11 protein-coding genes are annotated in these 17,305 nt (G+C 61.7%); 10 read left to right on the forward strand and 1 reads right to left on the reverse strand.

The window, feature by feature from the left end:
* Positions 1 to 84: 84 nt before the first annotated feature.
* Complete coding sequence (locus tag NTD85_RS15260) at positions 85 to 2,529, reverse strand: penicillin-binding protein 1A (RefSeq protein WP_410017538.1); 2,445 nt, start codon at positions 2,527 to 2,529, stop codon at positions 85 to 87.
* 219 nt (positions 2,530 to 2,748) lie between these two features.
* On the opposite strand from NTD85_RS15260, the gene NTD85_RS15265 reads away from it, so the two are divergent.
* The 10 genes from NTD85_RS15265 to NTD85_RS15310 all read left to right on the forward strand — a co-directional run bounded on the left by NTD85_RS15265 (position 2,749) and on the right by NTD85_RS15310 (position 17,231).
* On the forward strand, positions 2,749 to 3,813 hold the full coding sequence (locus NTD85_RS15265; RefSeq protein WP_003220893.1) for a pilus assembly protein PilM: 1,065 nt from the start codon (positions 2,749 to 2,751) through the stop codon (positions 3,811 to 3,813).
* Positions 3,813 to 4,379: a PilN domain-containing protein gene (locus tag NTD85_RS15270; protein WP_003220894.1), complete on the forward strand. Its 567-nt coding sequence runs from the start codon at positions 3,813 to 3,815 to the stop codon at positions 4,377 to 4,379. The genes NTD85_RS15265 and NTD85_RS15270 overlap by 1 nt, the downstream gene beginning before the upstream one ends.
* Positions 4,376 to 4,999 (forward strand): type 4a pilus biogenesis protein PilO, encoded by a 624-nt coding sequence (gene pilO / locus NTD85_RS15275; RefSeq protein ID WP_226499849.1) that lies wholly within the window; start codon positions 4,376 to 4,378, stop codon positions 4,997 to 4,999. The genes NTD85_RS15270 and pilO overlap by 4 nt, the downstream gene beginning before the upstream one ends.
* Positions 4,996 to 5,523, forward strand: coding sequence for a pilus assembly protein PilP (locus NTD85_RS15280; protein WP_262142573.1), 528 nt, complete (start codon positions 4,996 to 4,998; stop codon positions 5,521 to 5,523). The genes pilO and NTD85_RS15280 overlap by 4 nt, the downstream gene beginning before the upstream one ends.
* 13 nt (positions 5,524 to 5,536) lie before the next feature.
* Complete coding sequence (pilQ, locus tag NTD85_RS15285; RefSeq protein ID WP_262142574.1) at positions 5,537 to 7,609, forward strand: type IV pilus secretin PilQ; 2,073 nt, start codon at positions 5,537 to 5,539, stop codon at positions 7,607 to 7,609.
* A 4-nt stretch (positions 7,610 to 7,613) separates the two neighbouring features.
* Positions 7,614 to 8,132 (forward strand): shikimate kinase AroK, encoded by a 519-nt coding sequence (aroK, locus tag NTD85_RS15290; protein WP_045122260.1) that lies wholly within the window; start codon positions 7,614 to 7,616, stop codon positions 8,130 to 8,132.
* 151 nt (positions 8,133 to 8,283) lie between these two features.
* On the forward strand, positions 8,284 to 9,384 hold the full coding sequence (gene aroB / locus NTD85_RS15295; RefSeq protein ID WP_027611317.1) for a 3-dehydroquinate synthase: 1,101 nt from the start codon (positions 8,284 to 8,286) through the stop codon (positions 9,382 to 9,384).
* 10 nt (positions 9,385 to 9,394) lie between these two features.
* Positions 9,395 to 10,984 (forward strand): AAA family ATPase, encoded by a 1,590-nt coding sequence (locus NTD85_RS15300; protein ID WP_262142575.1) that lies wholly within the window; start codon positions 9,395 to 9,397, stop codon positions 10,982 to 10,984.
* A gap of 349 nt (positions 10,985 to 11,333) precedes the next feature.
* A complete protein-coding gene (gene gltB, locus NTD85_RS15305) occupies positions 11,334 to 15,779 on the forward strand; it encodes a glutamate synthase large subunit (RefSeq protein WP_003220908.1) in 4,446 nt (1,481 codons plus the stop codon).
* 33 nt (positions 15,780 to 15,812) lie between these two features.
* The gene (locus NTD85_RS15310) at positions 15,813 to 17,231 is read left to right on the forward strand and encodes an FAD-dependent oxidoreductase (RefSeq protein WP_003220910.1); all 1,419 of its coding nucleotides are present in this window, start codon (positions 15,813 to 15,815) and stop codon (positions 17,229 to 17,231) included.
* The last annotated feature ends 74 nt before the right edge of the window (positions 17,232 to 17,305 follow it).

The following is a 17,305-nucleotide window of genomic DNA, read 5'->3' on the forward strand; positions in this document are numbered from 1 at the left end:
GAGGCCGGCCCAGACAACATAAAATCACAGCCATAAAAAAGCCCCGCTCTTCTCTCGAAGGCGGGGCTTTTCAATGACGCTGGATCAGAACAGGTCGATCGGCGCCTGCTCATCCGCCGGCAGCGGACTGCCTGGCGCCGCGCCATTGCCCAGCTCATTCACGGATGGCGGCGTGTCTTCCGACTTGAACAGCTCGAAGTAGGCACCCGGCGTGCTCGGCGTGGCCGCACGACCGCTGACCGGGTCTACCCGCAGGCTGAGGATGCCTTCCGGCTCAGGCTGCACGTGCGGCGGCTTGTCCTTCAGCGCAGCCGACATGTAGTTCATCCAGATCGGCAGCGCCACGGTGCCGCCGAACTCACGGCGACCGAGGCTTTCCGGCTGGTCGAAACCGGTCCACACGGTGGTCACGTAATCGCCGTTGTAGCCGGAGAACCATGCATCCTTGGAGTCGTTGGTGGTACCGGTCTTGCCCGCGATGTCGCTGCGGCCCATGGCCAGTGCACGGCGCCCGGTGCCGAGCTTGATCACGTCCTGTAGCATGCTGTTGAGGATGTACGTGGTGCGACCATCGACGATCCGCTCGGCTACTGCCGGTGCTTGTGGCGCTGCTGCGGCGCCCGGGGCTTCACCCGGAACCGGTGCGGCGTTGACGGTGATCGGCTGAGACGCCGGGGCGGCAAAGCCATCGGTCGCCGAGCCACCCTGTGGCACGGTCGGCGGGTTGGCGACGAACAGCGTGTCGCCGTTGCGGCTTTCGATCTTGTCGATGATGTACGGGGTGATCTTGTAGCCGCCGTTGGCGAAGGTGCTCCAGCCGGTAGCGATCTCCATCGGCGTCAGGGTTGCGGTGCCCAGCGCCAGCGACAGGTTCGGCGGCAGGTCCTGCTTGTTGAAGCCGAAGCGGGTGATGTAGTCGATGGTCTTGCCGACGCCCATCGCCTGCAACAGGCGGATCGACACCAGGTTACGCGACTTGTACAGCGCCTCGCGCAGACGGATCGGGCCGAGGAAGGTGTTGGTGTCGTTCTTCGGCCGCCAGACTTTATCCAGGTACTCGTCGACGAACACGATCGGCGCGTCGTTGACCAGGGTCGCGGCGGTGTAACCGCTGTCCAGCGCAGCGCTGTAGACGAACGGCTTGAAGCTCGAACCCGGCTGACGCTTGGCCTGCAAGGCGCGGTTGTAGTTGCTCTGCTCGAAAGCGAAGCCGCCGACCAGCGAGCGGATCGCGCCGTTCTGCGGATCCAGCGACACCAGCGCGCCTTGCGCCTGCGGAATCTGGCTGAATTTCAGCGAATTGTTCGGCTGACGCTGCACGCGAATCAGATCGCCGACCTGTGCCACATCCGACGGCTGGCGCGGTGCGGCGCCCATGCTGTTGGTATTGAGGAACGGTCGCGCCCATTTCATGGTGTCCCAGGCAACGTGTTCTTCGCCGCTACGGGTCAGCACTTGCAGGCCGTTCTTGTCGACCTGGGTGACGATAGCCGGTTCAAGACTGCTGATGGTGCGCTGCTTGGTCAGCTCGGTGGCCCAGGCTTCGTGGGTCTTGCCCGGCAGGCGCGACTCGGGGCCACGGTAGCCGTGACGCTGGTCATAGGTCATCAAGCCTTCGTGCAGCGCGGTGTTGGCCATTTCCTGCAGGTTGCTCGGCACCGTGGTGGTGACGCGGAAACCTTCGGTATAGGCGTCGCTGCCATAGCGGCCGACCATTTCGGCACGGGCCATTTCAGCGATGTACGGTGCGTTCACTTCCGGGGTCGGCACGTGATAGCTGGCGTTCAGTGGCTCGTTGATCGCGGCGGTGTAATCAGCTTCGGAAATCTTCCCGAGCTTGTACATGCGGCCGAGGATCCAGTCGCGACGTTCCTTGCTGCGCGCCGGGTTGGCCAGCGGGTTGAAGCGCGACGGGGCTTTTGGCAGGCCGGCGATCATCGCCATCTGCGCCAGGCTGACGTCGCGGATCGACTTGCCGTAATACACCTGCGCCGCCGCCTCGATGCCATAGGCGCGGTTACCCAGGTAGATCTTGTTCACGTACAGCTCAAGGATCTCGTCCTTGGTCAACTGTCGCTCGATCTGCAGGGCCAGAAGAATTTCTGTGGTTTTGCGCGAGAAGCTGCGCTCGCTGGTCAGGAAGAAGTTCTTCGCCACCTGCATGGTGATGGTGCTGCCGCCGGACTGAATGTGCCCGCTTTTGACCAATTGGGTCGCGGCACGCATCAGGCTGCTTGGATCGACGCCATAGTGGTTGGCGAAATTGTCGTCTTCAGCACTTAGTAACGCATTAATGAAATTGGGGGGAATGTCGGCGAAACGGATCGGAGTCCGGCGCATTTCGCCAAATTCTGCGATCAATTTGTTATCGCTGCTGTAGACCCGCAATGGAATCTGCAACTGAATGCTTCGCAGCGCCTCCACAGAGGGCAAACCCGGACTAAGGTAAAGAAACGCGCCGCTGAGACCTAAAAGCAGTCCGCAGAAAACGGCGACGATGGACCAACCGAAAAATTTCAGCAGACGAATCAAGGCTTTTGGACATCCAGGGCAAAGAATGAATTTGGCGACAGGGTTCCGGGAACACACAGAACAACCCGCGCCGGCAGTAAAAAGCGGAAAAAAACGCTGGGCATTATAAGCACTTTTCTGCTGGGGGCGTCATTTGCGCTTCTGTCAAGGCGCGGAGAAGGAACGCAATGTGTATTACAGAGTCCGTAACTCACGGAAAGTCATAGGGAATTGGTAGTGCTGGGACTCTTCAATAAAAAGACCAATACGTTACTGGGGATCGACATCAGCTCCACTTCGGTGAAGCTGCTGGAGCTTAGCCGCCAGGGCGACCGCTACCGGGTCGAGGCCTACGCGGTGGAGCCTCTGCCGCCCAACGCCGTGGTCGAAAAGAATATCGCCGAGCTCGAAGGCGTGGGCAATGCCTTGTCTCGGGTACTGGTCAAGGCGCGCACCGGGCTTAAGAGCGTGGCGGTGGCGGTGGCCGGCTCTGCGGTGATCACCAAGATCATCGAGATGGACGCCGGGCTGACCGATGACGAGCTGGAAAACCAGCTCAAGATCGAAGCCGACCAATACATTCCCTATCCACTGGACGAAGTCGCCATCGACTTCGAAGTCCAGGGCGTTTCGCCGCGCAATCCGGAGCGGGTCAACGTGCTGCTGGCCGCCTGTCGCAAGGAAAACGTCGAAGTGCGCGAGGCGGCGCTGGCGCTGGCCGGGCTGACGGCGCGAGTGGTCGATGTCGAGGCCTATGCGCTGGAGCGCTCGTTCGGCCTGCTCGCCACTCAACTGGCCGCCTCGCAGGAACGCCTGACGGTGGCCGTGGTGGACATCGGCGCGACCATGACCACTCTCAGCGTCCTGCACAATGGCCGCATCATCTATACCCGCGAGCAACTGTTCGGTGGCCGCCAACTGACCGAGGAGATTCAGCGCCGCTACGGCCTGACCGTCGAGCAGGCCGGGCTGGCGAAAAAGCAGGGCGGTCTGCCGGATGACTATATCAGCGAGGTCTTGCAGCCGTTCCGGGATGCGCTGGTACAGCAGGTGTCGCGCTCGTTGCAGTTTTTCTTTGCCTCCGGGCAGTACAACGCAGTCGATCACATTCTGCTGGCCGGTGGCACGGCGTCGGTGCCAGGGCTGGATCGCCTGATCGAGCAGCGCCTGGGCACCCCGACCCAGGTCGCCAACCCGTTTGCCGACATGGCCTTGAGCAGCAAGGTCAACGCCGGGGCCCTGGCCAGTGACGCGCCGGCCCTGATGATTGCCTGCGGGCTCGCGCTCAGGAGTTTCGACTGATGGCGCGGATCAACCTTCTCCCCTGGCGCGAGGAGCGCCGCGAAGAGCGGCGCAAGCGCTTCCTGCTGATCCTGATCGGGGTCTTCGTCGGTTCGGTGGGTGCGGTGTTCATTGCCGATCAGATCTTCGATGCCGCCATCGAGCGGCAGGCCGCGCGCAATGCCTACATCGGCAAGCAGATAGCGGTGGTCGACGAACGGATCAAGCAGATCAGCGAACTCAAGGCCCGGCGCCAGCAACTGGTCGAGCGCATGCGCATCATCCAGGACTTGCAGGGCAACCGGCAAATCAGTGGACGGATCTTCGATCAACTGGCACGCACGCTGCCGGATGGCGTGTATTTCACCAGCGTGAAACTGGTGGGCAAGACGCTGACCATCAATGGCGCGGCCGAGTCCAATAATCGGGTTTCGGAGCTGATGCGCAATCTGGATGCCTCCGACTGGTTTGATGCGCCCAGCCTCAACGAGGTGAAGGCGACGACCGCCGGTCAGGTGGATCAGGCCAACGTCTTTCAGCTGACCGTTCGTCAGACCCAGCCAGCCGTGACGGAGGGCGACAAATGAAGCCGTCCGAATGGCTGCAAAGTCTGCGCAATATCGACTTCAACGATCTGGATACCAGCAACATCGGTTCCTGGCCGGCCGCGGTGAAAACCATCGCGGGAGCGTTGCTGGCGGTGCTGGTGTTGGCGCTTGGCTATAACTTTTTCATCAGCGACATGGAAAACCAGCTGGAAGCCAAGCATCAGGAAGAAGACACCTTGAAGGAGCAGTTCGCCAGCAAGGCGCACATGGCCGCCAACCTGGAGCTGTACACCCAGCAGATGAAGGAGATGGAAAACTCCTTCGGCGTGCTCCTGCGGCAGTTGCCCAGCGACACCGAAGTGCCGGGGCTGCTGGAAGACATCACCCGCACCGGGTTGGGCAGTGGCCTCGAATTCGAAGAGATCAAGCTGCTGCCGGAGGTGACCCAGCCGTTCTACATCGAATTGCCGATCCAGATCACCGTCACTGGGGCTTACCACGACCTCGCCACTTTCGTCAGTGGCGTCGCCGGGTTGCCACGGATCGTCACGTTGCACGATTTCGAACTGGCGCCGGCCAACCCCGAAGGCGGGACGAAGCTGCGCATGAGCATCCTCGCCAAGACCTACCGCTATAACGACAAGGGGTTGGACAAATGACCCCGATCCGTTATTTCGCCCTGTCAGTGCTGGTGCTCGGCCTCAGTGGTTGCGGCAGCAGTGACGAATTCAGCGACCTCGACGCTTACATGAACGAAGTGCGCCTGCGCCCGGCGGGCAAGATCGAGCCGACGCCGACGTTCCATTCCTACCCCACGTTTACCTACAGCGCGCCCAACCTGCGCAGCCCGTTCTCGCGTCAGGTGCGGGTCGATCTGGCCGGGCAGCAGCGCGGCTCGCGCAATGTCAAACCCGACCCCAACCGGGTCAAGCAATACCTCGAAGGTTTCAACATCGAGCAGTTTGAAATGGTCGGCACCATCTCCAATGCCTCCGGCTCCTTTGCCCTGCTGCGTGGGGCCGGCGGTGTGCATCGGCTGAAGGTCGGCGACTACCTGGGGCGCAACGACGGGCGCATCGTGGCGATCAGCGCCACTCAGGTCGATGTGGTCGAGATCGTGCCCGACGGCGAAGGCGCCTGGCTGGAACGTCCGCGCACCATTCCTTTGAAAGAGCACTCATAGTGGAAGTCGAACAATGAACAGGATTTTTTCCACCCTCGGTTTTTCGCTATGGATAGCGCTGCTGTCACCGATGGTGCAGGCGGCCAGTCTCAAGGCGCTGGATGTGGCGGCGTTACCGGGTGACCGCATCGAGTTGAAGCTGTCGTTCGACGGCCCACCACCGCAGCCCAAGGGCTACACCACCGAATCACCGGCGCGAATCGCGCTGGATCTGCCGGGTGTCGCCAGCCAGCTGACGAGCAAGACCCGCGATCTGGGCAGCGGCAATGCGCGCACCGCGACGGTGGTCGAGGCCAACGACCGGACACGCCTGATCATCAACCTGACGCAACTGACGCCCTACACCTCGCGGGTCGAGGGTAACAATCTGTTCGTGGTGGTCGGGCAGGGCGCCAAGCCTGCTGCACCGCGCCCAGCCGCTGCTGCGCCACGACCGGTCGCGGCTCCGGCGAAGGCTTACGCCCCCGTTGCCAAGACCATTCGTGGCGTCGACTTCCAGCGTGGCACCGCGGGCGAGGGCAACGTGGTCATTGATCTGTCGGACCCGACCATTGCCCCGGATATCCAGGAGCATGACGGCAAGATCATCCTCAGTTTTGCCCGCACCCAGTTGCCCGACAGGCTGCGGGTGCGCCTCGACGTCAAGGATTTCGCCACGCCTGTGCAGTTCGTCAATGCCGCCGCCAGCGGTGATCGTGCGGTCATTACCGTCGAACCCAGCGGCACGTTCGACTATTCCACCTACCAGACCGATAACAAACTGACCGTCAGCATTCGCCCGATGACGGTCGATGACCTGCAAAAACGCAATGCCGAGCGCCAGGCCTACAGCGGCGAAAAGCTCTCGCTGAATTTTCAGGACATCGATGTGCGCTCGGTGCTGCAACTGATCGCCGATTTCACCAATCTCAACCTGGTAGCCAGCGATACGGTGCAGGGCGGGATCACCTTGCGTCTGCAAAACGTGCCGTGGGATCAGGCGCTGGACTTGGTGCTGAAAACCAAGGGGCTGGATAAACGCAAGATCGGCAACGTGCTGCTGGTGGCGCCGGCCGACGAAATCGCTGCCCGCGAACGCCAGGAGTTGGAGTCGCAGAAACAGATCGCCGAACTGGCACCGCTGCGCCGCGAGCTGCTGCAGGTGAACTACGCCAAGGCGGCGGACATCGCCAAGCTGTTCCAATCGGTGACCAGCGCCGAGGCGAAAATCGACGAGCGCGGCTCGATCACCGTCGACGAGCGCACCAACAACATCATTGCCTACCAGACCCAGGATCGCCTCGATGAACTGCGGCGGATTGTGGCGCAACTGGATATTCCGGTGCGTCAGGTGATGATCGAGGCGCGGATCGTCGAGGCCAACGTCGATTACGACAAGAGTCTGGGCGTGCGCTGGGGCGGTTCGATCCAGAACAAGGGCAACTGGAACACCTCCGGGGTCAGCAATGGCACGTCGACCACCATCGGCACACCGGGCAGCACCAGCACCAATTCGCCGTTCGTCGACATGGGCACGATCGGTAATACCTCGGGGATCGGCATCGCCTTCATCACTGACAACGTGCTGCTCGATCTTGAGCTGACCGCCATGGAGAAAACCGGCAACGGTGAAATTGTCTCGCAGCCCAAAGTAGTCACCTCCGACAAGGAGACCGCAAAGATCCTCAAGGGCACCGAGATTCCGTATCAGGAAGCCAGCTCCAGCGGCGCGACATCGGTGTCGTTCAAGGAGGCTTCGCTGTCGCTGGAAGTGACGCCACAGATCACCCCTGACAACCGCATCATCATGGAGGTCAAAGTCACCAAGGACGAACCGGACTACCTGAACAAAGTGCAGGATGTACCGCCGATCAAGAAGAACGAGGTCAACGCCAAGGTGCTGGTGAACGACGGCGAAACCATCGTGATTGGCGGTGTTTTCTCAAATACTCAAAGCAAGGTCGTAGATAAGGTGCCATTTCTTGGCGATGTGCCGTATCTTGGCCGCCTTTTCCGGCGTGATGTGGTTTCGGAGAAAAAATCCGAGCTGCTGGTATTTCTCACTCCGCGTATCATGAATAACCAGGCGATTGCTGTGAGTCGTTGATTCTGTGCGAAATTTGATTCTTGTAGGACCGATGGGCGCTGGAAAAAGCACCATCGGCCGGTTGCTGGCCAAAGAGCTGCGCCTGCCGTTCAAAGATTCCGACAAGGAAATTGAACTGCGCACGGGCGCCAATATCCCGTGGATCTTCGACAAGGAAGGCGAGCCCGGCTTTCGCGACCGTGAGCAGGCGATGATCGCCGAGCTGTGCGCGTTCGACGGCGTGGTGCTGGCGACGGGCGGCGGCGCGGTGATGCGCGATGCCAACCGCAAGGCCCTGCACGAGGGCGGGCGGGTGGTGTATCTGCACGCCTCCGTCGAGCAGCAGGTCGGGCGCACGTCGCGCGACCGCAATCGTCCTTTGCTGCGCACCGCCGATCCGGCGAAAACCCTGCGTGACCTGCTGGCGATCCGCGATCCGCTCTATCGGGAAATCGCCGATCTGGTGGTGGAAACCGACGAGCGGCCACCGCGTATGGTGGTGCTCGACATTCTCGACCGTCTGGCGCAGCTTCCACCCCGTTAAAGCATCGCCCGAAATGCGCTATCCTCGGCGTCCTGTCAGAGCCGCCGAGGTTGTGGCGGATGGCGTGCGAGCGGCGTCATACCCGCTATAGGCAGCAGACAACCAATAATTCAGGGCAGGACGCCTGCTTCCATCTTCACTGTGGGGACACATGCAGACACTCAAGGTCGATCTAGGCGAGCGCAGCTACCCGATTCATATTGGCGAAGGTTTGTTGGATCAGCCTGAGTTGCTGGCGCCGCATATCCACGGGCGGCAGGTGGCAATCATCTCCAACGAGACCGTTGCGCCGCTCTATCTCGAACGTCTGACCCGCAGCCTGGCGCAGTTCTCGGTGATCTCGGTGGTGCTGCCGGACGGCGAAGCCTTCAAGAACTGGGAAACCCTGCAACTGATCTTCGACGGTCTGCTGACCGCCCGTCATGACCGCCGCACCACGATCATCGCCCTCGGCGGCGGTGTCATCGGTGACATGGCCGGTTTCGCCGCCGCTTGCTACCAGCGCGGCGTCGATTTCATCCAGATTCCTACCACGCTGCTGTCCCAGGTCGATTCGTCGGTGGGCGGCAAGACCGGCATCAACCACCCGTTGGGCAAGAACATGGTCGGCGCGTTCTATCAGCCGAACGTGGTGCTGATCGATACCGCGTCCCTGAAAACCCTGCCAGAGCGTGAGCTGTCCGCCGGTCTGGCCGAAGTCATCAAGTACGGTCTGATCTGCGACGAGCCGTTCCTGACCTGGCTCGAAGACAACGTCGACGCCTTGCGCGCGCTGGACCAGAAGGCCCTGACCTATGCCATCGAGCGCTCCTGCGCGGCCAAGGCTGCAGTGGTCGGTGCCGATGAGAAGGAAACCGGCGTGCGCGCCACGCTCAATCTCGGCCACACCTTCGGCCACGCCATCGAGACCCACATGGGCTATGGTGTCTGGTTGCATGGTGAGGCGGTCGCCGCAGGTACGGTGATGGCGCTGGAAATGTCCGCGCGTCTGGGCTGGATCAGCGAGCAGGAACGTGATCGCGGCATTCGGCTGTTCCAGCGTGCCGGTCTGCCGGTGATCCCGCCGGAAGAAATGACCGAAGCCGATTTTCTCGAACATATGGCAATTGATAAAAAAGTGATCGACGGTCGTCTGCGCCTGGTGCTGCTGCGCCGGATGGGCGAAGCGGTGGTGACCGCCGATTATCCGAAAGAGGTTCTACAGGCCACGCTGGGAGCGGATTACCGCGCTCTGGCTCAGCTTAAAGGTTAATAAGATTCCGATGACTAGTTTGCATGCCGACGAGGCGTTCCTCGGCCATTTCCAGTTAAGTCACGACCCTTTCGCGCCGCGGGTGCCGGGCTTCAAATTCTTCCCGGCCCAGCGCAAGCCGGTGCTGGGGCAACTGCACCACCTGGCGCGTTACAGCCAGTTGCTGCTGGTGGTCACCGGCCCGCAAGGCAGCGGCAAGACCCTGCTGCGCCAGGCGCTGGTGGCCAGCACCAACAAGCAATCGGTGCAAAGTGTCGTGGTGTCGGCCCGTGGGGCCGGCGATGCGGCCGGCGTGTTGCGTCAGGTCGCCCAGGCGCTGGACGTGGCGCAGGCCGAGGTCGGCGCGATTCTGGCGCAAGTGGTGCAGCTGGCGCTGACCGGGCAGGAAGTCTATCTGCTGGTGGATGATGCCGAGCAGCTTGACGAATCTGCGCTCGAAGCGCTGATGGCGCTGGGTGCCGGTGCGCCGGAAGGTCGTCCACACGTGTTCCTCTTCGGTGAATCGTCGCTGATCGCGCAACTGGAGGCCTTGCACCTCGAGGAAGAGCGCTTCCACGTCATCGAACTGCAGCCGTACACCGAAGAAGAGACCCGCGAATATCTCGACCAACGGCTCGAAGGTGCGGGCCGGGGTGTCGAACTTTTCACCGCGGATCAGATCTCTGAGATTCACGAAAGCGCCGAGGGTTGGCCTGGCAACATCAACCAGGTCGCTCGCGATGCACTGATCGAAGTCATGATTGCCAGCCGCTCTGCGGTCAAGCGTCCAAGTATGGGGTTCAACATGCCGAAGAAACACGTATTGGCGATTTCCGCCGTCGTTGTGGTCGCGGTCGCCGCCGCCTGGCTGATGCCGGGTCGCAACAAGGCGCCAACCACTGGCGCACCCGCCAACGAACAGGCACAACTGCCATTGGGCCAGGGCGCCAAGGGTGGCGCGCCGAACGTCGAGTTCGCCGGCAATACCCAGCCGATGCCGCTGCCACTGGTCGGCAACTCGCAACCGGTGATGCGCGGCCCGTTGGCTGAGGCCGCTGGCGGCATCACCGAAGGCGACGATGGCGTGCCGGTCGAAGGTTCCAGCGCGACGCCGCCGACCGTAACGACTTCCGCACCACCGGCAGGTGTCCCGGCCGGCCCGGCGCCAACCCCGGTTCCGGTGCCAGCCGCCAAGCCGACCCCGGCACCGACTCAGGTCGCCACCGCCAAGCCTGCTCCGGCAGCGCCAGCGGCCAAACCTGCTCCGGTTCCGGCCAAGCCTGTTGCGGCCGCCAAACCGGCCGAGAAGCCGGTTACCGTGGCCAAGGCTGCCGGTGGCAGCTGGTACGCCGGTCAGCCGACCAGCAATTACGTGGTGCAGATCCTCGGCACCAGCTCCGAAGCGACCGCGCAGAACTTCGTCAAGGAGCAGGGCGGCGAGTACCGTTATTTCAAGAAAGTCCTCAACGGCAAGCCTCTCTACGTGATCACCTACGGCAACTTCGCCAATCGTGATGCAGCCGTTTCTGCCATCAAGGCCTTGCCAGCGAAGGTTCAGGCTGGTAAACCTTGGCCTCGCACTGTCGCCAGCGTCCAACAGGAACTGGCAACAACTCGCTGAAGATTCGGCGGCCTTACCCAGGCCGCCTCTCCAAGCACCTCAAAATTTCTACGAGTGCGCGCTTCCTTCCAGGTCGCGTGCCTTGTGGTGTCTGCGTCACAGTAGTCTTTGAGTCGTTGCAGTCAGAATTAAAAAAGTTTTGACTAGCACAGCAGATCGCTTTAAACCTTTCACAAATGCGACATAGATTTGCGACATTTCGTCGTCAAATTTGTGAGCGTCTGTGTCGCTGTGTACAATGACCACCCTTTTGCCCCCGCAAAGCCGGCGTACGTTCGGCGCGGTCAGCAAGTGGTTGAATTGAAAAGAAATTTGCCTCGAAAAGAGGCAGCCTGGTGAGAAAGTGTCTATGAAAGCAGGTCTGTACCAACCAGATGAATTCAAGGATAACTGCGGTTTCGGCCTGATAGCCCATATGCAGGGCGAGCCCAGTCATACCCTTTTGCAAACGGCCATCGAGGCCCTGACCTGCATGACCCACCGCGGTGGGATTAATGCCGACGGCAAGACCGGTGACGGTTGCGGTCTGCTGATTCAAAAGCCTGACGCGTTCCTGCGGGCGATCGCCCAGGAAAACTTCAGCGTCGAGCTGCCCAAGCAATATGCCGTGGGCATGGTCTTCTTCAACCAGGATCCGGCCAAGGCCGAAGCCGCTCGCGAGAACATGAACCGCGAGATCCTTGCCGAAGGCCTGCAACTGATCGGCTGGCGCAAAGTGCCGATCGACACCAGCGTCCTCGGCCGCCTGGCCCTTGAGCGCCTGCCGCAGATCGAGCAGGTGTACATTGGCGGTGAAGGCCTGAGCGATCAGGACATGGCGGTCAAGCTGTTCAGCGCCCGTCGTCGCTCGTCGGTGGCCAACGCCGCCGACACCGACCACTACATCTGCAGCTTTTCGCACAAGACCATCATCTATAAAGGCCTGATGATGCCGGCCGACTTGGCCGCGTTCTATCCGGACCTTGGTGACCAGCGCCTGCAAACCGCGATCTGCGTGTTCCACCAGCGCTTTTCCACCAACACCCTGCCGAAATGGCCGCTGGCTCAGCCATTCCGCTTCCTCGCCCACAACGGCGAGATCAACACCATTACCGGTAACCGTAACTGGGCGCAGGCCCGTCGGACCAAGTTCACCAACGATCTGATGGATCTGGAAGAACTCGGCCCGCTGGTCAACCGTGTCGGTTCCGACTCCTCGAGCATGGACAACATGCTCGAACTGATGGTCACCGGTGGCATCGACCTGTTCCGTGGCGTGCGGATGATCATTCCGCCTGCGTGGCAGAACGTTGAAACCATGGACCCGGATCTGCGTGCGTTCTACGAGTACAACTCGATGCACATGGAACCGTGGGACGGCCCGGCCGGCGTGGTGATGACCGATGGTCGTTACGCGGTGTGCCTGCTCGACCGTAACGGCCTGCGTCCGGCGCGCTGGGTCACCACCACCAACGGTTTCATCACCGTTGCTTCGGAAATCGGCGTCTGGAACTACCAGCCAGAAGACGTGATCGCCAAGGGCCGTGTCGGCCCGGGCCAGATCCTCGCCGTGGACACCGAAACCGGGCAGATCCTCGACACCGACGCGATCGACAACCGTCTGAAATCCCGTCATCCGTACAAGCAATGGCTGCGCAAGAACGCCCTGCGCATCCAGGCGACCATGGAAGACAACGACCACGGTTCGGCGTTCTACGACGTCGATCAGCTCAAGCAATACATGAAGATGTATCAGGTCACGTTCGAAGAGCGTGATCAGGTGCTGCGTCCGCTCGGCGAACAGGGCTACGAAGCCGTCGGTTCGATGGGCGATGACACGCCGATGGCCGTGCTGTCGCAGCGTGTGCGCACGCCGTACGACTATTTCCGCCAGCAGTTCGCGCAGGTCACCAACCCGCCGATCGACCCGCTGCGTGAAGCGATCGTGATGTCGCTGGAAATCTGCCTCGGTGCCGAGCGCAACATCTTCCAGGAATCGCCGGAACACGCCTCGCGCGTGATCCTCAGCTCGCCAGTGATCTCGCCGGCCAAGTGGCGCTCGCTGATGAACCTCGACCGCCCGGGTTTCGAGCGGCAGATCATCGACCTCAACTACGACGAAAGCGTCGGCCTCGAAGCGGCGATCCGCAACGTCGCCGATCAGGCTGAAGAAGCCGTGCGTGCCGGGCGTACCCAGATCGTTCTGAGCGACCGTCATATCGCGCCGGGCAAACTGCCGATCCACGCTTCGCTGGCCACCGGCGCGGTGCACCACCGCCTGACCGAAAAAGGCCTGCGCTGCGATTCCAACATCCTCGTGGAAACCGCGACCGCACGCGATCCGCATCACTTCGCGGTGCTGATCGGTTTCGGCGCCTCGGCGGTCTATCCGTTCCTGGCCTACGAAGTGCTGGGTGACCTGATCCGTACCGGTGAAGTGCTGGGCGACCTCTATGAGGTGTTCAAGAACTACCGCAAAGGCATCACCAAAGGTCTGCTGAAGATCCTGTCGAAGATGGGCATCTCGACCATCGCCTCGTACCGCGGTGCGCAGCTGTTCGAAGCCATCGGCCTGTCCGAAGAAGTGTGCGAGCTGAGCTTCCGTGGCGTGCCGAGCCGCATCAAGGGTGCGCGTTTCGTCGACATCGAAGCCGAGCAGAAAGCACTCGCCACCGAAGCCTGGAGTCCGCGCAAGCCGATCCAGCAGGGCGGTCTGCTGAAGTTCGTTCACGGCGGCGAATACCACGCGTACAACCCGGACGTGGTCAACACCCTGCAAGCCGCCGTGCAGCAGGGCGATTACGCCAAGTTCAAGGAATACACCTCGCTGGTGGACAACCGTCCGGTGTCGATGATTCGCGACCTGTTCAAGGTCAAGACCCTCGACAAGCCGCTGGACATCAGTGAAATCGAGCCGCTGGAATCGGTGCTCAAGCGCTTCGACTCCGCCGGTATCTCGCTGGGCGCACTGTCGCCGGAAGCTCACGAAGCCCTGGCCGAAGCCATGAACCGCCTCGGTGCGCGTTCCAACTCCGGCGAAGGCGGCGAAGACCCGGCGCGCTACGGCACCATCAAGAGCTCGAAAATCAAGCAGGTCGCGACCGGCCGTTTCGGTGTAACCCCGGAATACCTGGTCAACGCCGAAGTGCTGCAGATCAAGGTCGCTCAGGGCGCCAAGCCGGGCGAGGGCGGGCAACTGCCGGGCGGTAAGGTCAACGGGCTGATCGCCAAGCTGCGTTACGCAGTGCCGGGCGTGACCCTGATTTCGCCACCGCCGCACCACGACATCTACTCGATCGAAGACTTGTCGCAATTGATCTTCGACCTGAAACAGGTCAACCCGAAGGCACTGGTTTCGGTGAAGCTGGTAGCAGAAGCCGGCGTCGGCACCATCGCTGCCGGTGTGGCCAAGGCCTATGCGGACTTGATCACCATCTCCGGTTACGACGGTGGCACCGGTGCTTCGCCGCTGACCTCGATCAAATACGCGGGCGCGCCGTGGGAACTCGGCCTCGCCGAAACCCACCAGACCCTGCGCGGCAACGACCTGCGTGGCAAAGTCCGGGTGCAGACCGACGGCGGCCTGAAAACCGGCCTCGACGTGATCAAGGCCGCGATCCTCGGCGCCGAAAGCTTCGGCTTCGGTACTGCACCGATGATCGCGCTGGGCTGCAAATACCTGCGCATCTGCCACCTGAACAACTGCGCCACCGGTGTTGCGACGCAGAACGAGAAGCTGCGCAAGGATCACTACATCGGTACCGTCGACATGGTGGTGAACTTCTTCACCTACGTCGCCGAAGAAACCCGTGAGTGGCTGGCCAAGCTCGGCGTGCGTTCCCTCGAAGAGCTGATCGGCCGTACCGATCTGCTGGAAATCCTCGAAGGCCAGACCGCCAAGCAACACCACCTGGATCTGACCCCGCTGCTGGGCAGCGATCACATCCCGGCGGACAAACCGCAATTCTGCGGCGTTGAGCGCAACCCGCCGTTCGACCAGGGCCTGCTGGCCGAGAAAATGGTCGACATGGCGACCTCGGCGATCAACGACCTAAGCGGTGCCGAGTTCGAACTGGACATCTGCAACTGCGACCGTTCGATCGGCGCGCGGATCTCCGGCGAAATCGCGCGCAAGCACGGCAATCAGGGCATGGCCAACGCGCCGATCACCTTCCGCTTCAAAGGCACGGCCGGTCAGAGCTTCGGCGTGTGGAACGCCGGCGGTCTGCACATGTATCTGGAAGGCGACGCCAACGACTACGTCGGCAAAGGCATGACCGGCGGCAAACTGGTCATCGTGCCGCCGAAGGGCAGCGTCTATCAGACTCAGAACAGCGCCATCATCGGCAACACCTGCCTGTACGGTGCCACCGGCGGCAAGTTGTTCGCCGCCGGCACCGCAGGCGAGCGTTTCGCTGTGCGTAACTCCGGTGCCCACACGGTCGTGGAAGGCACTGGCGATCACTGCTGCGAGTACATGACCGGTGGTTTCGTCTGCGTTTTGGGCAAGACCGGTTACAACTTCGGCTCTGGCATGACCGGTGGTTTCGCCTACGTGCTCGACCAGGACAACACCTTCGTTGACCGGGTCAACCACGAACTGGTGGAAATCCAGCGGATCAGCGGCGAGGCGATGGAAGCCTACCGCAGCCACTTGCAGAACGTGCTGAACGAGTACGTCAAGGAAACCGAGAGCGAGTGGGGTCGTGAACTCGCCGAAAACCTTGATGACTACCTGCGCCGTTTCTGGCTGGTGAAGCCTAAGGCTGCCAACCTGAAATCGTTGCTTTCCAGCACTCGTGCCAACCCGCAGTGATATGCGCCTGAAGAGTTTGATGAGGTTTTAACAATGGCTGAACGTCTGAATAACGACTTCCAGTTCATCGATGTCGGGCGCAAGGATCCGAAGAAGAAACTGTTGCGTCAACGCAAGAAAGAGTTCGTCGAGATCTACGAACCGTTCAAACCCCAGCAGTCGGCCGACCAGGCCCACCGCTGCCTGGGTTGCGGCAACCCGTATTGCGAATGGAAGTGCCCGGTGCACAACTTCATTCCCAACTGGCTGAAGCTGGTGGCCGAGGGCAACATCCTCCAGGCCGCCGAGCTGTCGCACCAGACCAACACCCTGCCGGAAGTCTGCGGCCGGGTGTGCCCGCAGGATCGGCTGTGCGAGGGTGCCTGCACCCTCAACGACGGTTTCGGCGCAGTGACCATCGGTTCGGTCGAGAAGTACATCACCGACACCGCGTTCGCCATGGGCTGGCGCCCGGACATGTCCAAGGTCAAACCGACCGGCAAGCGTGTCGCGATCATCGGTGCCGGCCCGGCGGGGCTGGGTTGTGCCGACGTGCTGGTGCGTGGCGGCGTGACCCCGGTGGTGTTCGACAAGAACCCGGAAATCGGCGGTCTGCTGACCTTCGGTATCCCTGAGTTCAAGCTTGAGAAGAGCGTGCTGAGCAATCGTCGCGAAGTCTTCACCGGCATGGGCATCGAGTTCCGCCTCAACACCGAGGTCGGCAAGGACGTGACCATGGAGCAACTGCTCGCCGAATACGATGCCGTGTTCATGGGCATGGGCACCTACACCTACATGAAGGGCGGCTTTGCCGGTGAGGACCTGCCGGGCGTCTACGACGCGCTGGACTTCCTGATTGCCAACGTCAACCGCAACCTGGGCTTTGAAAAGTCGCCGGAAGATTTCGTCGACATGAAAGGCAAGAAGGTCGTGGTACTCGGCGGTGGCGACACGGCGATGGACTGCAACCGCACCTCGATCCGTCAGGGCGCCAAGTCGGTGACCTGCGCCTATCGTCGTGACGAAGCGAACATGCCCGGCTCGCGCAAAGAGGTGAAGAACGCCAAGGAAGAAGGCGTGAAATTCCTCTACAACCGCCAGCCAATCGCGATCGTCGGTGAAGACAAGGTCGAAGGCGTGAAGGTGGTCGAGACCCGTCTCGGCGAACCGGACGCCCGTGGCCGCCGCAGCCCCGAGCCGATCCCGGGCTCCGAAGAGATCATCCCGGCCGACGCCGTGGTCATCGCGTTCGGTTTCCGTCCAAGCCCGGCACCGTGGTTCGAACAGTTCGAAATCCAGACCGACAGCCAGGGCCGTGTCGTCGCGCCTGAGCAGGGTCAGTACAAGCACCAGACCAGCAACCCGAAAATCTTCGCCGGTGGCGACATGGTGCGCGGTTCCGACCTGGTGGTAACGGCGATCTTCGAAGGCCGCAATGCTGCCGAAGGGATCCTTGATTACCTGGGCGTCTGATTACATTTCAGCCTGAAATGCGCTCAAAAATGTGGGAGCGGGGGGGGGGGGGGGGGGGGGGGGGGGGGGGGGCG

It is taken from the genome of Pseudomonas sp. 13B_3.2_Bac1, assembly GCF_025466205.1.
GTDB classification, from domain to species: domain Bacteria; phylum Pseudomonadota; class Gammaproteobacteria; order Pseudomonadales; family Pseudomonadaceae; genus Aquipseudomonas; species Aquipseudomonas fluorescens_H.

Excerpts from the sequence above, each read along its gene's own strand:
- NTD85_RS15310 (WP_003220910.1), top strand. The coding sequence starts at position 15,813 with ATGGCTGAACGTCTGAATAACGACTTCCAGTTCATCGATGTCGGGCGC.
- NTD85_RS15270 (WP_003220894.1), top strand. The coding sequence starts at position 3,813 with ATGGCGCGGATCAACCTTCTCCCCTGGCGCGAGGAGCGCCGCGAAGAG.
- pilQ (WP_262142574.1), top strand. The coding sequence starts at position 5,537 with ATGAACAGGATTTTTTCCACCCTCGGTTTTTCGCTATGGATAGCGCTG.
- NTD85_RS15300 (WP_262142575.1), top strand. The coding sequence starts at position 9,395 with ATGACTAGTTTGCATGCCGACGAGGCGTTCCTCGGCCATTTCCAGTTA.
- NTD85_RS15280 (WP_262142573.1), top strand. The coding sequence starts at position 4,996 with ATGACCCCGATCCGTTATTTCGCCCTGTCAGTGCTGGTGCTCGGCCTC.
- aroB (WP_027611317.1), top strand. The coding sequence starts at position 8,284 with ATGCAGACACTCAAGGTCGATCTAGGCGAGCGCAGCTACCCGATTCAT.
- gltB (WP_003220908.1), top strand. The coding sequence starts at position 11,334 with ATGAAAGCAGGTCTGTACCAACCAGATGAATTCAAGGATAACTGCGGT.
- pilO (WP_226499849.1), top strand. The coding sequence starts at position 4,376 with ATGAAGCCGTCCGAATGGCTGCAAAGTCTGCGCAATATCGACTTCAAC.